Here is a 17,960-nt window from a genome sequence, read left to right as displayed (position 1 = left end):
GCTGAAAAAGAGTTTGCGCTTTTAGCGCAAACTCTTTTTAATAGGACAAATCTTTAATGGATAATCCTAACTTCTTCAACAATTCAATTGCAGTGTCTTTTTCTTCAGACGTCAATACACTCATTAGCTCATGCAATTGCTGTTCATGTTTTGGGAAAATTTCTTGCATAAATGTACATCCTACCTCTGAGATTTCCGCATATGTAACACGGCGATCGTTAGGACAAGACACGCGCTTTAAATAACCACGCTTCTCCAGCTTGTCTACAACATATGTGATAGAACCGCTCGCAAGTAATATTTTATTCCCTATTTGCTGTAAAGGCTGCCTCCCTTTATGAAATAATAGCTCCAATACAGCGAATTCAGTCGGATTTAAACCTTGTTGCTGAAAAAATTGATGGGTCGATTCACTAATCGCTTTTTGTGCACGGGATAGTACAATAAAAAGTTTGAGTGATTGTTTGATCTCCTCTGTTGCCACTGACAAATCATCCCCTACTTTTTGTTATAACTGCTATTATAACGATTAGAAAAAAGTTTTGTCAAAACGAAATTTAACCGAGTAGAAAATCAAGCGGTTGGTTAATTGCCTGTGTCGTTAATGCATTTGGGAAAGTTAAAATAAAAGTTGTTCCTATATTAGGTGTACTTTCTACTTCAATTGTGCCACTAAAATCACTCACTACTTTTTTCACAAGCGGTAATCCTAGACCAGTCCCATAATCTTTCGTTGTAAAAAAAGGACTAAATAAGTTTTTACACGTTTCCTCATCCATGCCCATTCCTTCGTCTTGTACATAAACTTGTACCTCTTGTGTCGTTACATGTAATTGAATCGTTACATTACCGCTATCATCCATTGCCTGAACCGCATTTTTTAATAAATTTATCAATACTTGTTTAAAACGTACACTGCTTCCCAGCACAACATGTTGTAATTGTTCATCATATTCTAGTTGAATTATTACTTCATTCATTAGTGCCTCAAATTGCATAAAGTCAATAACTTCCTTCGAGATTTCAACTAAATCAACTTTTTGTAATTCGATTTTTCGAGGGTTCGCTAAAAACAATAAATCTGATAAAATCGTATCTAATCGTTTAAACTCAGATTCCATAATATCAAAATAATGTTCTTGCTCTTGTAGTGCCTCACTTTTTAATAACTCAACAAAACCTTTTAAAGCCGTTAGTGGATTTCGAATTTCATGCGCAATTGAAGCGCTCATTTGTCCAAGCTCTTTTAAATAATTTTGTTCTTTTAATTCATTTTGTAACTTTACATATTCTGTATGATCAAAGATAGAGACAATAAACAAATGACTGTTTTCATCGTAAAATACTTTTAGTTCATAATAAGGTGTTTCATTGCATTCAGTTTTTTTTACGAGTAGTGATGCTTGTTCTTTTCTCTCGAGACGACGATAAAACTGAGAGGCTGACTCTCTATCATATGTGAAATACTTTAATAACTGTTTATGATGTTTTGTTAGCACTTCGTTTTTACTGCACCCAATACATTGCAATGCTTTATGATTTACATCTAGTACAAAGCCATCAGTAGTAAATGTCACGATTCCTAAATCCATATAATTAAATACAGACATCATCGACATAACTGCGCCGGTTGCTTGTATTAATGTTGGTTGCAATGTAGCAATGACAACATCTTGAAGCTCATCATAACAACCATGCACTCTCACAAATGGCTGCGTAGTTGTTTGTAATTGGATTTCACAAGTGGCATGCGATTGACTACGAACTTGTTCTATAAATTGCTGCCATCTTGGAATCGATGCTGCATCAATCGGAAAAAAATTTTCATCTTTCTCACCTCTTATTTCAAGTAACGCTTTTGCCCCTTGATTTGCAAAAATAATATCAAATGAGTTAGCTATAAAAACGGTAGACTCATTTGTCAATTTTGCATTGTGATGAAAATTCATGATAGAGGCTATTTCCATTGCTCCCCCCCCTTTTTTCCAGTATTAGATACCATAATTTATGATAAAATCTAACTTTTTATACGTTTTATTTCTAAATTTTCTAAATTATAGTTATATTTAATTAAATTATTTCACAATTAAATTGAGAATAAAATAGGAATTTTTTCTCATATTGTTCCTATTGCACTACACTGTTACAATATAGTTTGTGAAGGAGAATATAACTATGAAAATTATTTTAGCAACACTTAATGCCAAATATATTCATACGAATTTGGCTATTCGTTATTTAAAAGCAAATGCTCACCCTGAATTTGACCCAGAATTGGCAGAATATACGATTAAAGACCCTGCTTTTAATATTGTTTCTGACCTATTTCAGAAACAGCCAGATGTTATAGGTTTTAGTTGTTATATATGGAATATAGAGGAAACAATTAAAGTTGTGCGTATGTTAAAAACGGTATTGCCAGAGACTAAAGTCATACTCGGTGGGCCAGAAGTATCTTATGATGTTCATGATTGGCTTCGAAAAGTCCCAGAAATTGACTTTATTATTATGGGCGAAGGTGAAATTTCTTTTAAAGAATTAATGCATTATTTGAAAGGCGACTTAGTATTAGAGAGCGTACGTGGCATTTGTTATTTAGAAGATGGGAAAGTAAAAATACATGCGCAACCACCTAAAATTGACTTACGCGAACTCGCGTCACCATTCCGCTTCGAGGAAGATTTACCCCATCTTGGAAAGCGTATTCAATATATTGAAACATCTCGTGGCTGTCCATTCCAATGTCAATTCTGCTTGTCTAGTATTGAAGTTGGCGTCCGTTATTTTAACCGCGAAAAAATTAAAGAAGATATCCGCTTTTTAATGAATAACGGAGCTAAGACGATTAAATTTGTTGATCGTACGTTTAATATTAGCCGCAGTTATGCGATGGAAATGTTCCAGTTTTTAATCGATGAGCATACGCCAGGCGTCGTGTTCCAATTTGAGATTACAGCAGATATTATGCGCCCTGAAGTGATTCAGTTCTTAAATGACCATGCACCTGCTGGTTTATTCCGCTTTGAAATTGGCGTACAATCAACAAACGATTTAACAAATGACCTTGTGAAACGTCGTCAAAACTTCGAAAAATTGAAACGTACCGTGACAATGGTCAAAGAAGGTGGGAAAATCGACCAGCATTTAGACTTAATTGCAGGACTACCAGAAGAGGATTACAATTCGTTCCGCAAAACATTTAACGATGTATTTGCGATGCGCCCTGAAGAATTACAACTCGGTTTCTTAAAATTATTACGAGGGACAGGTCTTCGTCTAGAAGCACAAAAATACGGCTACACATATGTTGATGTAGCCCCTTATGAAATTTTCTCCAATAATGTACTTACGTTTACTGATATTGTACGTATCAAACATGCAGAAGACGTTTTAGAGAAGTATTGGAATGCACACCGCATGGACAAAACGATTGAATATTTAATTACAGATGCATTTGAAACACCGTTCGATTTCTTCCAAAGCTTCGGGACATATTGGGAAGAACGTGGCTGGAGTCGTATCGGACATCAGCTTGAAGACTTATTTATGCGTCTATTAGAATTTTTGCAAACATTACCACATGTCCATTTAGAAATCGTTAAAACGTTGATGTTAATCGATTACTTCACACCACAATCGTTTATACCGCGGAAAACTTGGTGGGAAGAGCGTATTGCAGAACATACAGTAAAAGAAATTTATACAGCCATTCGAAACAATGCCCATACAGCAGGTGAAGAATTTGCTGCTATGAATGTCAGTGAAAAAGATTTATTTAAGCATTCGCTCATCGTCCCTTCTAGCATTTCCTATGCAGACTTAGAAAAAGGAAAAGTCGTAAAGCAAGACGGCTATCTATTCACATACTTCCGTCAAGGTCAAGCACCGTATATGGCTGATATCGTACTATAAAAAAAAGGAGGAAGCATAAAAACTTCCTCCTTTTTTATCCAATAATGACGCGTTCTTTAGGGTAACGGTAAAGGATTTTTTTCGATTTTCCGCCTAATGTATATAGGAAGGAAATTAACCCAACACGCCCGATAAACATTAACGCGATAATGACACATTTTCCAAACAACGATAAATCACTCGTGATGCCTAAACTCATGCCGCACGTTCCGAAAGCAGAAGTAATCTCAAAAATAATTTGTATTAATGTAGCCTGCGGTTCCGTAATGAGTAAAATCATCGTCGCGATCAGCACCATAAATAACGCCAGTAAAATGACGACAAACGAGCGGAACACATCGATTAAATAAACTTCTCGTCCAAATATTTGAATTTCATCGCGTCCATTTGCATACGTCACTAAAAATAAGATGACAATCGCAAATGTTGTCGTACGAATCCCACCACCTACCGAACTCGGTGAAGCACCAATAAACATGAGAAAACTCATAAAAATATCTGTTGCTTCATTAAATGTCGTAACATCATAGGTCGTTAAGCCGGCAGAACGTGTAGAAACAGAGTGAAACATTGCCGAAAATAATGCTTCATGCCATTTCATCCCTGCAAAGGAATGAAACATCTCAATCACTAAAATACCAAACGTGCCAACAACAAATAATACAGCGTACGTAGTTGTTGTAATTTTTGTAAATAAACTAAAGCGAAACCCTTTTTTTCGACGTAATAAAAAAGTTTTCACTTCAATTAATACCGGGAAGCCAATTGCTCCGAGTACAATTAACAACATTGTGACAAACTGCACGAAATAATCTAAATGATATGGCTGCAAACTTCTACCTGTAATATCAAATCCACCGTTTGTCGTAGCGGAAATGGCCGCAAATACTCCATGAAAAATAGAATCTTCCCACGTAGCAAAATACCGTTTAAAATGCATGGACAATACAAGCGCACCAAACGCTTCGATCACAAATAATATTTTTGCAATTTCTTTAATGAGTTGCACAACACCCGCAATACTTGGCTGATTATGGTCAATCATAATTAACTGTCGCTCGCGCATCCCAATTTTTTTACCTACTAAAAGCCAAACGAACGTTCCAAGTGACATGATGCCAATCGCACCAAATTGTAAAATAATGAGCAGCATGATTAAACCAAAATCAGTATATGTTTTTGATACATCAAATACAGTTAACCCTGTGACGCTTACTGCACTCACCGCTGTAAATAATGTATCAATGAACGAAACTTCTACTCCAGGTTGATGTACCCATGGTAAGCGAAGTAACCCGACTGAAACGGCTATAGCAATAAAATAATATGAAACGAGTAGTTGAAAGGGGGTAATCCTAATTTCTCTACTCATTCTTTTTCGATTTGGCATACTTCGCCCTCCTGATATAAAAACATCTATAGCGAAATTTACCATAAAAATAAAAGAAGCGCTATAGATGTATCCCTTCTATAGCACTTCTTTCTAATCTTATTATGCTTCTTTTTTCTTTTTGGCTACGCCTGTTACGTAACCACCGATTGCGATACTTAGTAAGACAACCCAGAAAATAATTTTCCATGTTGCGGAATGTGGGAAGTGCGGGTCAATAATTGCCAATTTCTCATGACCAAGCGCTAGCACTGCCAGTTTTACCCCTACCCAACCAACGATTAAAAATGCGGCTGTTTCAAGTGATGGGTAGTCTGCTAACACTTTAACGAACCATTGTGCAGCAAATCGCATAATAATTAGACCAATGAAACCACCAAGGAACATAACGGCAAATGGACCTGCATTAATACCACCGATGTCGAAATCACCAATATGCGGTAATGTGATCGCAATCGCAACGGCTGCTAGCATTGAGTCAATCGCAAACGCAATATCAGCAAGCTCTACTTTCAAGACAGTCATCCAGAAGCCAGAGCCTTTACCTTCTTTCATTTCTTCTTCTTCATCTTTTTTGAAATGATTATCATATAAGTGTTTAATCGAAATAAATAATAGGTAAGCGGCACCAATTGCTTGGATTTGCCAATACTTCGCTAAAATCGTAATTAAGAATAACGCAATAAATCGGAATACAAACGCCCCGAATAATCCATAAAATAGCGCTTTTTTCTGTTGTTCACGTGGTAAATGTTTCACCATTACCGCCATAACAACAGCGTTATCTGCTGCTAATAACCCTTCTAAAAATACGAGTACGAGTAAGACCCATGCGTACTCCAACAATATTGTTTCCATAAACAATAATTCCTCCTTTTTGTTTGTATACCCATTTTCTCGAAAATTCAACAATGTATCCTTGAATAATCCACATTTGGAAGCAAAAGAAAAAGACCCATGCCTAAAAATAGGCAAAGGTCTTGCTAAGCATATTCAATGCTATCACACCCGATGGCTCCTAACCATGTCATGACGAATGTGAAGTAAGTAGTGTGCTACTTATAGCTACTCCCCTTTGACAAACTGTCAACGGATATTCAGTTACTTTGTACGTATATTATAAACTATTTTTTGTAAAATATGCAACTATTATTATTTAATCGGTATAAATAATTGTGTGCGATGCTTATTATCTTTATAAAACCGAACCATTGTTGGGACTGTTTCAATGAAATCTGGGCATTTAATTCCCCGCTTTTGTAAAATTGACTGTGCCTCAGACGTATCAAATGCTCCTTTCCATGCTAAATAATCCACTGTTTCATATTCTAAACCAAGTCTTTTGCGAATTTTATAATTGGCTAATACTTTTTTCACCATAGGAAGTGGTAAACGACCAAACGGCCGCTTTCCTGTCATTTCTTTTACTATAGCATAGTACACATCAGACACTTTATGTGGGTTTGGATCCGTTAAATGCAGTGTCTTCCCTTCCGCTTCAACCGCTGTACAAAGATAGGATACGGCTTTCAAAATATAGTCCACCGGTACAACGTTAATCGTCGCTCTTTTACTTCCGATATATGGAATGAGTGGTGAAGTACTCAATGTATCAATCATATTGAACAAAAAGTATAGCCCATCAAATTTAATCGTTTCTCCCGTTTCTGAATGACCGCGAACAATGCCTGGTCGAATAATAGTTACAGGCACTTCATATTTTAAATCTTCCACACGTAGTTCTGCTTCAAATTTTGTTTCTTCATAATGATTTTTAAAAGCAACAGGGCGTATTAACTCGTTTTCAAGTAATCGTCCATTTCGCCTTCCAGCTACATCTGCCGTACTAAAGTACATATAACGCTTTAAGTTTGGCAATGTTCGAACAAAGTCATTGACACATGCTGTTCCATGAACATTCACTTTCCAAGCAAGTTCACGTGCTACAGCTAAATCATGGATAGCCGCTAAATGCCAAACGATGCTAATACGCGGCGCAATACAGCCCAGTTCTGAATTATCCATTCCTAAGTTCGGTAACGTAATATCCCCTTCAAAAAGATTGATTTGACAATTTGGATATTGTGCTTTTATATTCGCTACTTCTTTTCTTGCTTTATCCATTTCACTTTGGAGCACAACAGCATATATTTGCCTTGTCACTCCATCCATAAATAATTGACGAATTAACTGGCTTGCAATAAAACCTGGGAAGCCTGTCATTAAATGTACGCTCATCCCCTTATTTCCCCCTTAAAAACCATTAAGAAGCCATTTTTCTCGTTTCGCTATCGATTAAACTGTAAATGATTGGCACAATAAACAATGTTAAAAATGTTGATGTAATTAATCCTCCAATTACAACAATAGCCATTGGTTGGTTCATCTCCGTCCCTTCACCTATACCGAGCGCAAGTGGTACAAGTCCTAGCATCGTTGTCAATGCTGTCATCAAAATAGGGCGTACACGGTCTTGTGCGCTTACTAAAATAGCCTCATATGACCCAAGTCCTTGTGCTTTTTTCAAATTAATATAGTCCACAAGAACAATACCATTATTCACAACAATTCCTACTAAAACGAGTATACCGATTACTGCTGTAATACCTAGCAGAGTATTGGTCATCCATAAGGAAGTGGCTACACCAATTACCATCAGCGGTATACTAAACATAATGACAAACGGATATTTTAATGATTCAAACTGCGCTGCCATGACGATATATACAAGGACAATCGCTAAGACAACAGCTAAGTACATATCATCTTTTGCATTTTCATACAGTTCACGATCCCCACTAAAAACAACAGACGTTTGAGATGGAAGATCAACTTTGTCAATCGCTGCATCGACTTTAGCTGAAATACCGCTTAATGATTCCGCATTACGATACGTAATAAAAAATGCAACAGCGGCTGCCTGATCGGAACGGCGGAGGGATGTTGGACTTTTCGCAATCGTTACATCCGCAACATCTTGTAGCTCTACAAAAACACCTGCTGCTGTACGGAGTTTCATCTTTTTCACTGATTCAATATCGGTTTTATACGTATCGCCAAAGCCTGTATAGACAGTTAGCACTTCACCATCATCAGCTAATATTTGTGTAGTAAATACACCGCGCATCATCGTATTCACTGTTTGCGCAATTTGTGCAGGCATCATCCCATACTCATTTGCCGCATCACGATTCACAATTATTTGAATTTCATCTGCTGTATTTTCTAAATCTGTTGTCACTTCTAAAATTGCATCAACCTTTTCTAATTCCGCTTGAATCATTTTAACCGTTTCTTGTAAACGTATTTCATTCGAATCTGTTACCCGAAACGTCATCGTACTTGGAGACGAGCCAGAAGATGTAGATAATAAAAAATCAACCTCTCCACGACTTCCTACGATCTCTTTTACATCTTTCTCCACGACCTCTGTAAATTCAAAAATCGAACGATCACGCTCTGATAAAGGGACCAATCTTACATAAAGCTGTGCCCGATGCGAGTTTGCTGTACCGCGTGATAATGACTGCTGATCTCCTCCAATTAAACTAATTAACACATCTACGTCCGATTCTTCTTTTATACGCGCCTCTACTTCACTCACTACTTTTTCTGTTGCTTGTAAAGATGCGCCACGTGGCAGTTCGACCTCCACTGTCACATACCCTTCATCCGTTGCTGGAATAAATTCAGTTCCTGTCTTATAAAGAGCAAAACAGGAAGCAACAAAAACAATAAATGTAACCGTTAGCAGGAGTAAACGTTTGCTTAATGCCCACTTTAAAGCATCTCGGTAAACTTGATAAAATATTGAATTTGCACGTTGCTCATTTAAATTACCCGCTTTTGTTGTTAAAAACTTACTCGCTAACATCGGAACAACCGTTAATGCGACAGCCAAGGACGCAAATAAACTAAAAGAAATCGTCAACGCAAACTCCGTAAAAATTTGCCCAATTAAGCCTGACGTAAACATAACAGGAACAAATACGGCTACAGTTGTAAGCGTAGATGCGATAATCGCAACGCCTACCTCTTTCGTACCAACAGAAGCTGCCTCCTTAGGCGACTTCCCTAGTGCAATATGCCGTTCAATATTTTCAATAACAACAATCGCGTTATCTACAAGCATCCCAATCCCAAGCGCTAGCGCTCCAAGCGTTAAGACATTTAACGAAAAATCGGCAAAGTACATCAACACAAATGTCACGATAACTGAATATGGAATAGCAATGCCAACAATCAAAGGACTTTTCAACCCTCTTAAGAAGATAAATAATACAAGCATCGCAAACAGACCGCCGTAGATTAACGAAGAAGTAATATTGCTAATCGCTAACTGAATGTAATCCCCTTGGTCGTATAAAATGTCTGCGTGTACACCTGCAAATTCAGGTTTAGCTAATAATTCCTCTAGCGCTCGTTTAAATGCTTTCGATACTTCTGCTGTATTTGCGCCCGATTCTTGTAGTACAGACAAGATTACTGCACTATATTCACCTGCTCGGGTAATGGTTTCTTGTTCTTGCTCTGTCCGTTCAACGGTCGCAATATCACGGATTTTTATCGCTTCTCCTGTTAATGGATTAACCGATAACGTCAAATCAGCAATTTGTTCTGCTGATGTAAAGGTACTCAAAATACGTGTAGTTAGCAGTTGCCCCTGTTCTGTATTAATCGATTCACCTGGCAAAGAAATATTATTAGCTTGAATGACTTGTACAATATCTGCCTGTGTTAAATTGCGCTCTTCTAGTGCTTGTGCATTTAGTGCAATTTGAATTTCCTCCACAATTTTTCCAGAAACATTGACACTGGCCACACCTTTTTGCCGCTTTAATTCAAGCTCTAGCTGCTCAGCAATTTTGCGAACATCGACATTTTCTTGATTGGCACGCAATGCGAGCTGAATAATCGGCACTTGTGATGGATCAAATTTAAAAAAACTCGGCTTTCCTGCCTCGTCAGGTAAACTGACCATATCAATTCGTTGTAAAACTTCCGATTGCACTTCCTTAATATCTGTCGACCAATCAAATTCGAGTACGATTAAATTCGAACTTTCTTGAGATGTCGACGTCATCTTTTGAATCCCAGGCAATGTCGCAAGGGAAGATTCTAAAGGCTTCGTTACCTTTTCATTTACTTCTGTTGGACTTGCTCCCGGATAAGACGTCACTACTACCCCAATAGGAGGATTCAGTTCAGGAATTAAGGTAATTGGTATTTTAAAAAGCGATACCGCGCCAAGTATGATGACAAGCACCATCGTGACAAATGTAAATATTGGTCGTTTTATGGAAAAGTCACTTATTTTCATGATGAAATCCTTTCTAATAACATGTTCGTTTACATATTCGCTTTCATGGAAGTTTCTCCCTTTATTATCTCTAAAAAACTTCCTTTTATATATATTTTTTTCATATTTTCGACAAATTTCTCCGTCTATCTAGCAACTATTCGTAATGAGCAAAAATACATCCTAAAAATACCATTAGGGTAGTAAAAGATATTAAACTAAAGCGGTACCGTAGCCTCCGCGCTTTGCCACAGCCTACACAGGAGCTAAAACAGGCGCGGCCTGTTTGGATCTCCTGTTACGGCTCCTGTGGCTATGGCGCGCTACGGCAAAAAGTGAATACTTCTCGATATACTAGAAAAACAGTTCTCTTCTCTAAAAGAAATCAATTTCTTTGTATGTGCAAGTATAATTGCACAGTCTCTACTGTAATGAATGTGAATCTTTCATTATTTTTAAGCAACCGATTTTTTATGAAACACTAGTTGCTTGTAGTGTAGCTGACGGCATGCGCCTTTCGCTACAGAGCAAAGCTTCCTACGGGAAAAGCGAGACAATCAAGACCCCGCAGGAAATTTATTTGCGACGAAAGCGCAGTGACAGGAGCACCGAAGCATGAGCGACGAGGAGGCTTGATCTCGCCCGTGGAAAGCGAGTGCCGCAGCGGAAAGCAACGGTTACTCAAACGGTAATATATATTTATGGATTTACTCATTATGAGTAACTATTTTATTGTGTCCATTTAATCTTTCAATAAACACTAAAAAGCTACCTCCCCATACAGGAGGCAGCGTCATTTTATAATAAGCTATATAATTTAATATGGTCATTTTTCTCAGAGAACCAACGCATCGCAAATTCGTTTTCGAATAAGAATACTAATTTGTCGAAGCGATCTTTTACAAGCATGGAACGGGCAGAGTGCATGGAATCCTTTATATCGCCTTCATTTTCAATCCAGCGTGCCATTTTCGAGCCAATTGGTTCCATTTTTACTTCCACGTTATATTCATTCTTCATGCGATGCTCAAATACTTCAAACTGCAGTTGCCCAACCGCACCAAGAATAACTTCTTCTGTGTGCAATGTTTTAAAGTACTGAATGGCTCCTTCTTGTACGAGCTGCAGCACACCTTTTTGGAACTGCTTCCCTTTCATCACGTTTTTCGCTGTAACACGCATGAAAATTTCCGGTGTGAACTGTGGTAGTTTTTCAAATTGGAATGTTTTCTTCCCACCAACAACTGTATCACCGATTTGATACGTACCTGTATCATATAAACCAATAATATCGCCAGCTACTGCCTCATCTACTGTTTCACGGTCATCGGCTAAAAATTGCGTAGACTGTGTTACTTTAAATGATTTACCTGTACGAGCAAGCGTCATATTCATTCCGCGCTCGAATTTTCCTGAGACGATACGCACAAATGCAATACGGTCACGGTGTGCAGGGTTCATATTCGCTTGAATTTTAAAGATAAAGCCCGAGAAATCTTTATGCTCTACTGGATCAATAAATTGCTCATCTTCTGTAATACGAGGTTGTGGTACTGGCGCAAATTTTAAATACGTATCGAGGAATGTTTGAACCCCGAAGTTTGTTAACGCAGAACCGAAGAATACAGGCGTTAACGCCCCACGACGAATTTTCTCTTCTGAATATGCATTGCCTGCCTCATTTAATAATTCAATATCATCCATCGCTTGCGTGTAGTAAGACGTTACTTTCATCTCATGATCCACAGCTAATTCGCCATTTTCATCTAATGGTAAATAACGGTCTCCCTCTTCTGTACGGAACTGTTCAATCCGTTTATTGTAGCGATCGTAAATACCAAGGAATTCTTTCCCCATACCAATTGGCCAGTTCATTGGGTATGCTTGAATGCCAAGTACTTCTTCTAATTCTTCAATTAACGCTAAAGGCTCTTTCCCTTGTCGGTCTAATTTATTAATAAACGTAAAAATTGGAATACCACGCATTTTACAAACTTTAAATAGCTTTAATGTTTGTGCCTCAATCCCTTTTGCTGCATCGACAACCATGACCGCACTATCTACCGCCATTAATGTACGGTACGTATCTTCTGAGAAGTCTTGGTGACCAGGCGTGTCAAGGATGTTCACACGACACCCTGAATAATCAAATTGCATCACCGATGATGTAACCGAGATTCCGCGCTGCTTCTCGATTTCCATCCAGTCAGACGTCGCAAACTTCCCCGTTTTCTTCCCTTTAACTGTACCAGCATCGCGAATCGCACCACCGAATAATAACAGCTTTTCTGTAATCGTCGTTTTACCAGCATCCGGGTGACTGATGATAGCAAAAGTACGACGTGATAATATATCTTGTTCTAAGCTCATTGTTTCGTCTCCTTTTTTAGCGGATAGCAAATTAGAAAGTTGATAACTATCCGCATAAGAAAGGACATCATATCGCCAAAATAAGTCGAAATGTGCCTTTCTAACATACTTATTTATTTTAAAGAGTTGCCCATGTTGTTACAACCATTTTTATTTATTCCTGTATAAAATCTTTTTAATAGCCATTGTGTCATCACAAAGCCTAGATATATACTTGCTGCATTTAAAATCACATCATCAATATCTGTACTGCGCCCTATAAAATATTGGGTCCCTTCAATGAATAATGGAATCACGATGGATACAGTAATTTGCCAACCTATCTTTCTAAACGGACGCCATAAGAGCGGGAGCAACATACCAAACGGAATAAATAACACAATGTTTCCTGCAAGATTATAAAAAGCAATATGGTTCATGTATGTACCACTAACGAGTTGGTGGCCATAACTTGAAATAGTCTGAAACGGTACAAGGTTCACAGTGCGATAACTAAAAGCAGCTCGGTAATTCGGAATAATCGTCTGCGATAAAATAGCCACCGTATAAAGAACAAAGACGTATAAGACGATTTCACGCCATATATTGAAATTTTTTCGCCGTATATATAAAAAACGAAGCACACCATAAATCGGCGTAGCTACTATACAATACATCACCATACTTTCGATAAAATGCTGAATCATTTCTTTCACCTACTTTCCTCTATCCAGACGCTATATCAGGATAGAAAGTTACCCAATCAATTACGCCTCGATGTAATTGCGTCCGGATTCGGGTTTATGCAAGCACAAAGCCGAATCCGTGACATCTACCAAAGGCTAAAAAAAGCTACCCATTATAAAGGTAGCTTTTTTCAAATTAACGATTAAATTGTTCTTTGCCTGCTTCAATAGCAATTTGAGCATCTGAATGCGGGTATTTCTTGTTTTCAATAATTTGATAATCTTCATGTCCTTTACCGGCGAAAATGATAATATCCCCTGGCTCTGCAACACTGACTGCATGGCGTACTGCTTCTGCACGGTCGCCAATACAAGCATAATGCTCATGTAGCATCCCTTTTGCTAAATCTCCTGTAATGCTATCATATGGCTCATAACGTGGATCATCCGTTGTTAGCACTACATAATCGGCAACAGATGCTTTTTCAGCCATCGTTGGCCGCTTCGTTTTATCACGTCCACCACCCGTACCGACTAAGAAAATCAGCTTGTTTTCTGGTTTTTTATAAGGCATCGCTGCATTGATAGCCTTTTCAATCGCATCTGGTGTATGTGCATAGTCAATAAAGATTTGGATCGGCAAATCGGTTTCGACTTTTTCCATCCGCCCTTTTACTGGCGGTAATTTTTCAATTTGCTCCACAACTAATTCTAATGCAAAGCCACGTGAATAAAACATAGCGGTTGCCGCTAACACATTATAAATATTGAATTCACCCAGTAAATGCATGGAAATCGGATATGTACCTTCTGGTGTTAACATATCAAAATATGTCATGCCATCCTCATAGCGAATATTTTTTGCGCTAAACATTGCTTCATGTTGTAAACCATATGTCCAAACAGGAAACGGTGTTAATTTGGCATATCGCTCACTCCATGGATCATCCGCATTCAATACGACCGATTTAGATTTTGATAAATCTTGTCCTAATTGAGAGAATAACAACCCTTTCGCATTGCCGTACTCCTCCATTGTGCCATGAAAATCCAGATGATCATGCGTTAAATTGGTGAAAATGGCGACATCATAATCAACCCCAGCTAAACGACCAAGGGATAACCCATGTGACGAGACTTCCATAACCATCGCACGGCAACCTTCCATCTTGGCGCGGAAAATCATTTGCTGTGTGCTTAATGCATCACTTGTTGTATTTGCTGATTCATACAATACACCGTTTAAATTAAAGCCAATCGTTCCTGATAACGCTGATTTTTCACCCATGCCAATTAAAATATTATGGATAATCCCCGTCACACTTGTCTTACCGTTTGTTCCTGTGACACCAATCATCGTAATATCATTTGAAGGATAATCAAAAAACTTCGCAGCAAGTAAGCCTAGCGCTCGGTCTGTACTATCCACTATGACTTGTGCAACATCACCTGTTAAATGTAGCTCCCGCTCTGTGACAACAATTGTCGCTCCTGCATCTACTGCCTTTTGAGCAAAATCATGTCCATCTACGGTATATCCTTTAATACAAATAAACAATGTACTTGGACCTACAGCCCGTGAGTCAATTGCCATATCTTTAATATTATTAGGCAGCCGCCCTATTACTTTCTTTTGTGGAAGTGCGCTTAAAATTTCTTCAGCGTACATAATTAATCCTCCATTTCTACCATTGGTGACATAATGTAAGCATATAGCAGCTTAGCTGTTGCTTTTAATGAATCTACATGTGTACGTTCATATGCATGGCTTGACTCAATACCAGGGCCAAATAATGCATGACGTACATCAACCCCTGCACGAATAGCTGCTGATGCATCCGAACCGTAATACGGATAAATATCTAATTTATAGTCTATATTTTGTGTCTTCGCTAAGTTGACTAAATGGCGTGTGAGCTCATAATGATATGGACCACTTGAATCCTTTGCACAAATAGAAACCGTATACTCATCACTTGCTTGTCCGTCACCAATTGCTCCCATATCAACGGCAACATATTCTACAACTTCGACTGGAATATTAGAATTACCGCCATAGCCGATTTCCTCATTGTTGGAAATATAAAAATGCGTTGTATACGGTAATTTTAAATTATGCTCTTTTACATATTTCATCAATTCTAACAGTAGAGCTGTACTTGCTTTATCATCTAAATGACGTGACTTAATAAAACCTGTTGCTGTCTTTTCAAAGCGTACATCAAATGAGACAAAATCCCCCACCCCAATGCCTAATTCACACGTTTCTTTCGCTGACGTTGTTTTTGCATCAATACGGACTTCAATATGGTTTTCATCACGCTTGATATCACCTGCTCCACGATACACATGGACCGTTGTTTCGTGCATTAAAATTGTACCACGAATCCGCTCACCAGTTGCAGTATGAACCGTACAGTATTCGCCCTCTACGGCGTTCCAATTAAATCCGCCAATCATCGCCAACTTTAACCGACCACTTGGCTTGATTTCCTTTACGATGGCACCGAGTGTGTCGACATGTGCGGTTAGTAAACGATGTTGCGCTGTATTTTCACCTGCTATTGTGACAATTAACGCGCCTTTATGAGTACGTGTATACGTAATACCTACATCTCGTAAATAATTTACTATGTCGCGCATAACTTCCGCTGTAAATCCAGATGGACTAGGAATATTGACTAATTTTTCTAGCAAATTTATTGTATCTTCCTCATTAAATTTGTAGTTCATGTCGCTTCCCCCTCAATTTTATTTATCATATCAAAATTCATCATTTATCGACATACTTAAATCATGTATCATGAAAATATTAACTTGATTTGAGGTGCATTTATGCAGCAGCTAGAAGTTTTGCATAAGCGGAATTTATTTATCTATTATTCCATGACAATTAGCTCTTTACTATATATGATTGCACTGTTTAGTGGATGGTTTTTGGATCGCTATCATTATCCTATCGTTATACTTGCCTGCCTTGCACTTTTAGGCTTTCTTTTTTTTATTAAAACATCCCCTAAATTCATGCAAATGATATTGATTAGCACTTGGAATGTTCTGACGGTATTTTTAGTTATACAAAGCCACTATGTATTTACATTTTATTTGTTTATTTTTCTTATTCTAATGTTTAGTATTTATCGTTCCATTCGGATTAACGTCATCGTTACGCTTATATGTAGTGTGCAAGCAGGGGGCATTTTGTTGCTTTTTTTCCCATCCAAACAACTCACGCCCTATGAACTCACACAAGTATATATCTTCTTCTTCTCTCTTGTTTGTATCATTAGTATTACGCAGGCAATCTGCGTTCTAAAACTATGGAAAAAACGTGAAAATGCGAATAATAAACGTGAAAAAGAACAAGCATCCACAGAGGCGTACCTGCGTCTATTTTTTGAGCATGCAGAGGACGCTATTGCCGTATTTGATTTAAATAATCGTATTCGGGAAGTGAACCCGGCATTTGAAAAATTATACGGCTGGATACGTGAGGAGTGCATCGGCCATACCCTTCCACTTGTACCACCTCAAAATATGGAAGCTGCCGAAAAAAGACGTATACAATTACTCAGAGGCGCACGCTTTCATTTACTTGAAACACAGGATATGAAAAAAGATGGCACAGTTTTTGATGCCCAAATTTCACTATCGCCCATTTACGATAAACATGGTGAGATGATTGGTACATCCGTCATTTCACGTGATATTTCAATGATTAAAGAAAATGAACGACTAATTATCCAGTCCGAAAAACTAAAGCTTGCAGGTGAATTGGCGGCCGAGGTAGCACATGAAATTCGTAACCCTATGACTGTGATTTCAGGTTTTGTGCAAATGATGAATGACGATGAGCGGTCCCCATATAAAATGTACACCGAACTGATTCAGTCGGAAATTGAACGCATTAACGTCATTGTTTCAGAATTTTTAGTACTCTCTCGCCCACAAGTCGAGACATTTCACACAATACAAATTGATGAAATTTTACAAGATATTTTACAACTATTTTCAATTGAAATGCAAAATCGCCATATACAATACGACTTGCGATTAAATCATTGTCATACTACGATTCACGGCAATGCCAATCAAATTAAACAAGTATTTATTAATTTGATTAAAAACGCAATGGAAGCAATTGATGAAAACGGTCAACTCAATATTGAAATGTGCAATGATGAAGGAAAATTGTATATTTATATGAAAGATACAGGTAGTGGAATTCCCCCTCACCTATTAGAGCGGAGGCCACTGAAAAAGTCCAGTATCTTTGTGTGTCAGGAGAAAGTTCAAAAAAAATTGAACTTTCTCCTAACGCTTT

Annotated in this window: 12 protein-coding genes; 2 read left to right on the top strand and 10 right to left on the bottom strand. The window is 37.9% G+C overall.

What is annotated here, in order from left to right; translation table 11 throughout:
- Window positions 1–37: 37 nt before the first annotated feature.
- Together AC3II9_RS19385 and AC3II9_RS19380 are read right to left on the bottom strand one after the other, a co-directional pair.
- The gene (locus tag AC3II9_RS19385) at window positions 38–484 is read right to left on the bottom strand and encodes a MarR family winged helix-turn-helix transcriptional regulator (protein ID WP_391367269.1); all 447 of its coding nucleotides are present in this window, start codon (window positions 482–484) and stop codon (window positions 38–40) included.
- A 73-nt stretch (window positions 485–557) separates the two neighbouring features.
- Window positions 558–1,967, bottom strand: a complete 1,410-nt coding sequence (locus AC3II9_RS19380; protein ID WP_489158101.1) for an ATP-binding protein — start codon at window positions 1,965–1,967, stop codon at window positions 558–560.
- A gap of 208 nt (window positions 1,968–2,175) precedes the next feature.
- Here AC3II9_RS19380 and AC3II9_RS19375 point away from each other — a divergent pair, with 208 nt between their 5' ends.
- Window positions 2,176–3,912 (top strand): B12-binding domain-containing radical SAM protein, encoded by a 1,737-nt coding sequence (locus AC3II9_RS19375; RefSeq protein ID WP_489158100.1) that lies wholly within the window; start codon window positions 2,176–2,178, stop codon window positions 3,910–3,912.
- A gap of 34 nt (window positions 3,913–3,946) precedes the next feature.
- Here the strand turns inward: AC3II9_RS19375 and AC3II9_RS19370 are convergent, their stop codons facing one another.
- From AC3II9_RS19370 to AC3II9_RS19335, 8 genes are all read right to left on the bottom strand, one after another.
- Window positions 3,947–5,347, bottom strand: coding sequence for a TrkH family potassium uptake protein (locus tag AC3II9_RS19370; protein ID WP_489158098.1), 1,401 nt, complete (start codon window positions 5,345–5,347; stop codon window positions 3,947–3,949).
- Window positions 5,348–5,404: 57 nt separating this feature from the next.
- Complete coding sequence (locus AC3II9_RS19365; protein WP_489158096.1) at window positions 5,405–6,160, bottom strand: TerC family protein; 756 nt, start codon at window positions 6,158–6,160, stop codon at window positions 5,405–5,407.
- A gap of 294 nt (window positions 6,161–6,454) precedes the next feature.
- Window positions 6,455–7,540, bottom strand: coding sequence for an SDR family oxidoreductase (locus AC3II9_RS19360; RefSeq protein ID WP_489158095.1), 1,086 nt, complete (start codon window positions 7,538–7,540; stop codon window positions 6,455–6,457).
- A 25-nt stretch (window positions 7,541–7,565) separates the two neighbouring features.
- The gene (locus AC3II9_RS19355; protein ID WP_489158094.1) at window positions 7,566–10,622 is read right to left on the bottom strand and encodes an efflux RND transporter permease subunit; all 3,057 of its coding nucleotides are present in this window, start codon (window positions 10,620–10,622) and stop codon (window positions 7,566–7,568) included.
- Between the two features lie 777 nt (window positions 10,623–11,399).
- Complete coding sequence (locus tag AC3II9_RS19350) at window positions 11,400–12,971, bottom strand: peptide chain release factor 3 (protein ID WP_489158092.1); 1,572 nt, start codon at window positions 12,969–12,971, stop codon at window positions 11,400–11,402.
- Between the two features lie 113 nt (window positions 12,972–13,084).
- Window positions 13,085–13,657, bottom strand: a complete 573-nt coding sequence (locus AC3II9_RS19345) for a VanZ family protein (RefSeq protein WP_489158135.1) — start codon at window positions 13,655–13,657, stop codon at window positions 13,085–13,087.
- A gap of 175 nt (window positions 13,658–13,832) precedes the next feature.
- A complete protein-coding gene (locus tag AC3II9_RS19340) occupies window positions 13,833–15,305 on the bottom strand; it encodes a UDP-N-acetylmuramoyl-L-alanyl-D-glutamate--2,6-diaminopimelate ligase (protein ID WP_489158090.1) in 1,473 nt (490 codons plus the stop codon).
- Window positions 15,306–15,307: 2 nt separating this feature from the next.
- Entirely contained in the window at window positions 15,308–16,369 is a 1,062-nt protein-coding gene (locus tag AC3II9_RS19335) for a M42 family metallopeptidase (RefSeq protein ID WP_489158089.1), read from the bottom strand.
- A gap of 102 nt (window positions 16,370–16,471) precedes the next feature.
- Here AC3II9_RS19335 and AC3II9_RS19330 point away from each other — a divergent pair.
- A partial coding sequence (locus tag AC3II9_RS19330) for a PAS domain S-box protein (protein ID WP_489158087.1) occupies window positions 16,472–17,960 on the top strand: 1,489 nt, incomplete at its 3' end.

It is taken from the genome of Lysinibacillus sp. RU7 (assembly GCF_057837305.1).
Note: the sequence above shows the minus strand (reverse complement) of the source record. Positions and strands in the feature narration are given on the sequence as shown.

Bases quoted from the DNA above. Each gene is read 5' to 3' on its own strand.
- AC3II9_RS19360 (WP_489158095.1), bottom strand. From the start codon at position 7,540: ATGAGCGTACATTTAATGACAGGCTTCCCAGGTTTTATTGCAAGCCAG.
- AC3II9_RS19340 (WP_489158090.1), bottom strand. From the start codon at position 15,305: ATGTACGCTGAAGAAATTTTAAGCGCACTTCCACAAAAGAAAGTAATA.
- AC3II9_RS19335 (WP_489158089.1), bottom strand. From the start codon at position 16,369: ATGAACTACAAATTTAATGAGGAAGATACAATAAATTTGCTAGAAAAA.
- AC3II9_RS19380 (WP_489158101.1), bottom strand. From the start codon at position 1,967: ATGGAAATAGCCTCTATCATGAATTTTCATCACAATGCAAAATTGACA.
- AC3II9_RS19375 (WP_489158100.1), top strand. From the start codon at position 2,176: ATGAAAATTATTTTAGCAACACTTAATGCCAAATATATTCATACGAAT.
- AC3II9_RS19345 (WP_489158135.1), bottom strand. From the start codon at position 13,657: ATGATTCAGCATTTTATCGAAAGTATGGTGATGTATTGTATAGTAGCT.
- AC3II9_RS19355 (WP_489158094.1), bottom strand. From the start codon at position 10,622: ATGAAAATAAGTGACTTTTCCATAAAACGACCAATATTTACATTTGTC.
- AC3II9_RS19350 (WP_489158092.1), bottom strand. From the start codon at position 12,971: ATGAGCTTAGAACAAGATATATTATCACGTCGTACTTTTGCTATCATC.
- AC3II9_RS19365 (WP_489158096.1), bottom strand. From the start codon at position 6,160: ATGGAAACAATATTGTTGGAGTACGCATGGGTCTTACTCGTACTCGTA.
- AC3II9_RS19370 (WP_489158098.1), bottom strand. From the start codon at position 5,347: ATGGTAAATTTCGCTATAGATGTTTTTATATCAGGAGGGCGAAGTATG.